Below are 3,411 nucleotides of genomic sequence, written 5' to 3'. Positions count from 1 at the left end.
GGGGGTGGTTTAAGGAAGCTGCTACGAAGCGCAAAGTGAAGAGTTTCCCGACCCCCTCAGTGTCAGGCAGATTGTCGAGCTTCCAATCTGCATAGCACCCGCTCCAGCGCCCGTGCGTTGCCACTCTGGACACAGCGCTCACAGATACAAACATCCAAGTCTCGATACACTCGCCAGCCCTTTGTCCCAGCGACCTCCCACGCCTCCTCTTCATTCGCCTGCCGGGCTGTGCTCTCGCCGCAGGCATCACAGAGAAGGTACACACCCTGACCCTGGGGTCTGACATGATTGCGGGTTCGCCAGGCCGCTACCCCATCGAGGTGCGAGGAGACGGACGGTAACAGGGGGCTGGTCTTTCCCGCTCGCGCATCCTCAACAATGCACGCTGTACGCGACTGCATCCGGCGCATCAGCTCCAATCCAGCCTGATCCATCGTGTAGACCGGCAGATGCATACCCTGGACATAGGCATGCCCCACGATCACATGGTCCGGGAAGGCGGCGCGGAGCCAGTCTTCCAGGTGATCGAGGGCTTCCCGGTAGGTCCGCTCAGCGATCAGGACGAACGCGTCGCGTTCGTCCTCCAGCCGTAAGCAGTGGGTCAGCGTCAGGCCCCACAATACGCGCCATTCCCGTACGCACGCTTGCAGCCGCAAGAAGTCAGCTTCAGAGACCCGTTCAAGCCCCAGCAGCATCACGTCAGCGGTACTCATTCTGTGGGAAGCATAGCCGTGGATGAAAGCTGCTTAAAGGTAGAAATCTACTGGTAGTCTTCTCCCACACCTTTGTGTGCAGTAGAAAACTCGGCTGACCAGTCCCGCAATTCCTGACAGAATTACGTTATCCGCGTATTTCTCAGATTCGCCGGGAGGTCTCCTTGCTGGTCCGCAATGCACAGCTCCAGGTCGTCAGCACCCAACCCCTCATCGCCCGCTTGCTCGAAGATGCGCTCCATGCCCGTCTCCCTGAATTTCCGGCCGTCTCGCTGGTCCTGGACTGGCCGGTCGGCTTTGCCTTTCAGATGGTGACGCCAGAATCGGCCGCCAGCAGCTTCGTGCTGACCCAGAACGCCTGTCCCGAATACCTCGATGATCTGTGGAACCTGGGCCTGCTGGGCTTGGCGTACCGGAGCCGCACCCTGGAGGAACTCGCGGAGTTGCTGCGGCGTGCAGAAACCCGGGAGCGGGTCCGCTTGACGCCTGCTCAGCGCTCTCCTTTAACGCCAGCAGAAGGGGACTTGCTGCGCCTGGTGGCACGCGGTCTCGCCAACAAGGAAATTGCCCGTGAGTTGGGAATTGCCAATCAGACCGTACAAAACGGCCTGACACGCGTGTTTCAGAAGCTGGGCGTGAGTAGCCGTAACGAAGCGATTCTGTATTACTGGGACATCGCCAACAAGCCACCTATACAATGACGACCATGCTGCGTAAGATGATCTGTGCCCTTGCCATTCTGGCTGCCAGTGTTGCGGGCGCTGGTGGCAGAGACGTGCCACTCCCCTCACGTCTCTTGCCAGACCAGGAACTCGGGCAGGCACTGTGCATCCGCAACCTTCAGGGCTTCCGCACGGTGCCCGCGGGAGTCCCGGTCACTTATTCCAGGAACATCAACAACTCCGGCCATGTCGGTCAGTCGTATTTCTGGGTAGGCACGGCGCGCTTTCAACAGGGCGGGCAGGTCAGGACCGTGCGGTTTACTTGCACCGTGACGAATGGCAAGGCAGCCGTGACGCTCCGCTAAAAGCCGGGAAGCGCCACGGGAAAGGAGAGGGCTTCATTGGCCCTCTCCTTTCCCATGGGTTACGTCAGTTGGGCGATCAGCGGTACGTTCTGGATGACCATGCCTTGCCGCTGATACTGAGGCGTGCGGTTGACCAGGGCACCCAGGGAGCCTTGCGTGGTGGCATTCCAGTCAAGCCACACGCCGCCACGCTGCACCTTCACGTTGCGGAACGTCACTTGCGGGTGCCGGGGCGTATAGCCGCTGGATGACGTGGCACTGTTGTCCTCCCCGCCGATCAGCATCTTGCCGGAGTAGGTTGGGGACGCCACGGCGGCCGTGCGAGAGAACGTGATGCGCCCGTCCTGTACAGTCGCGTCCGCTTCCGTGCCCCGGTTGACGATCTTGACGAAGACCTCACTGGTAGGGCTCACAATCTGGTTCTGCTGACCAAATTTGGCGTGATTGGCGAAGTAGCGCCAGACTGGGCCGTTTCCATCGCCCTTATCTGCGTAGCTGAGGCCAACTTCGTAATAGTCGTCCAAAGCAAGAAAGAAGTTGACGAAATCATACGTGCTCAGACCCGTAGGCGTTGCTGGGACGCTAATGTATCCCTGTATGCCCGTGAAGTTCGACTCTGCCGTGTATACCTTCACAAATTCCTGAAGAGCCATGCTGTACCTCCCGAACCAAATTTGAAGTGATCACTTCTGGAGTAAGCATGGTGTATACAAGTCTTATTTTAAACTCTGAAATCTACCTCATTGCTACAAGAAATCTACAGGTAGAAAAGTTTTTAAAGTAAAACTTTTCTACCCGGCATAGGAAAGATCTGTGGTGCATTTTTGTTGACTGGTTTGGATGGGAAAGCAGAGATGTACTGGTATATTCGGATAGGCATACTGGTAGAAAACGTTCTTTCTCTCAAACGGATGGATCCGCATACTGATTGCAGAAGTGGCCACTTCAATTCAGAACCACCAGGAGTGCAGATATGCCAGCCATTCGTATCCCCCGCAGCAACTTCAAAGTCCGTTTCTCTGGTGACGCCAGCGGTGCTGGTCGTCGCAATGTCCCGACGTTCGTAAGGGGCGACGCCAATGCCATCGCCGGGTCCAACTTCATGTTCTTCGATCTCTCTACTGGAGAGCTGACTGGGCTGTTCGTACTCGATGGCGACAGGAAGCATGGCGTAACTGGGAAAAACATCGACGTGATCAGCCTTAACGGCAACGGTGCAGTGGTTTTTCACGACGAGAACAGTGCCTACTCGCAGTCGTCCAGCCTGATCTGGAGTATGGCCGCTGGACCAATCATCGTGCGAGGTGGTAATTTCACTGATGCCACCTGGGGGAAGTACAGCGTGGATCAGCTTGGTCCCACCGTCAACCGTCAGCGCATCTGCCTGGGCCTGCACAGCAGCGGCGACTATATCCTTGCCTACCGCGCCTCGATCAACCTTACGGACTTGGCCGGGTACATGAAGTCGCTGGGTTGCACGGACGCGATCGCCGGGGATGGCGGCGGCTCTGCGCAGTTGTACCTGGAAGACCGCAACACCCTGTTCGGCAGTGATGCCCGTTCGGTACACGTCATTCCGGTCGCGCTGACCAGCTACAGCTACATCAGCAGCATTGCCTGATTCTCTCTGGTTCCACGGTTGCGCCTGTGCCCTCAAAGGGCACAGGCGCG

Annotated in this window: 5 protein-coding genes; 3 read left to right on the top strand and 2 right to left on the bottom strand. The window is 57.7% G+C overall.

What is annotated here, in order from left to right; translation table 11 throughout:
- Positions 1-62 precede the first annotated feature (62 nt).
- Positions 63-713, bottom strand: coding sequence for a hypothetical protein (locus tag QOL99_RS15975; RefSeq protein ID WP_107139491.1), 651 nt, complete (start codon positions 711-713; stop codon positions 63-65).
- Positions 714-877: 164 nt separating this feature from the next.
- Between QOL99_RS15975 and QOL99_RS15970 the strand changes: the two genes are divergently transcribed.
- Positions 878-1,414, top strand: coding sequence for a response regulator transcription factor (locus tag QOL99_RS15970; RefSeq protein ID WP_253581153.1), 537 nt, complete (start codon positions 878-880; stop codon positions 1,412-1,414).
- A gap of 5 nt (positions 1,415-1,419) precedes the next feature.
- Complete coding sequence (locus tag QOL99_RS15965) at positions 1,420-1,740, top strand: hypothetical protein (protein WP_104992257.1); 321 nt, start codon at positions 1,420-1,422, stop codon at positions 1,738-1,740.
- Between the two features lie 59 nt (positions 1,741-1,799).
- Here QOL99_RS15965 and QOL99_RS15960 read toward each other — a convergent pair whose 3' ends face one another.
- Positions 1,800-2,393 carry a hypothetical protein gene (locus QOL99_RS15960; RefSeq protein WP_107139585.1) on the bottom strand — a complete coding sequence of 198 codons (594 nt, stop codon included), beginning with the start codon at positions 2,391-2,393 and terminating at the stop codon, positions 1,800-1,802.
- 320 nt (positions 2,394-2,713) lie between these two features.
- Between QOL99_RS15960 and QOL99_RS15955 the strand changes: the two genes are divergently transcribed.
- Positions 2,714-3,361: a phosphodiester glycosidase family protein gene (locus QOL99_RS15955; protein WP_104992255.1), complete on the top strand. Its 648-nt coding sequence runs from the start codon at positions 2,714-2,716 to the stop codon at positions 3,359-3,361.
- The last annotated feature ends 50 nt before the right edge of the window (positions 3,362-3,411 follow it).

The sequence above is a fragment of the Deinococcus rhizophilus genome (assembly GCF_030271215.1).
Classification (GTDB): Bacteria; Deinococcota; Deinococci; order Deinococcales; family Deinococcaceae; genus Deinococcus; species Deinococcus rhizophilus.
The sequence above is the reverse complement of the archived record's forward strand: the minus strand, read 5'-3'. Positions and strand labels throughout refer to the sequence as shown.

Coding starts and splice junctions, on each gene's coding strand:
- QOL99_RS15955 (WP_104992255.1), top strand. CDS start 2,714: ATGCCAGCCATTCGTATCCCCCGCAGCAACTTCAAAGTCCGTTTCTCT.
- QOL99_RS15960 (WP_107139585.1), bottom strand. CDS start 2,393: ATGGCTCTTCAGGAATTTGTGAAGGTATACACGGCAGAGTCGAACTTC.
- QOL99_RS15975 (WP_107139491.1), bottom strand. CDS start 713: ATGAGTACCGCTGACGTGATGCTGCTGGGGCTTGAACGGGTCTCTGAA.
- QOL99_RS15965 (WP_104992257.1), top strand. CDS start 1,420: ATGCTGCGTAAGATGATCTGTGCCCTTGCCATTCTGGCTGCCAGTGTT.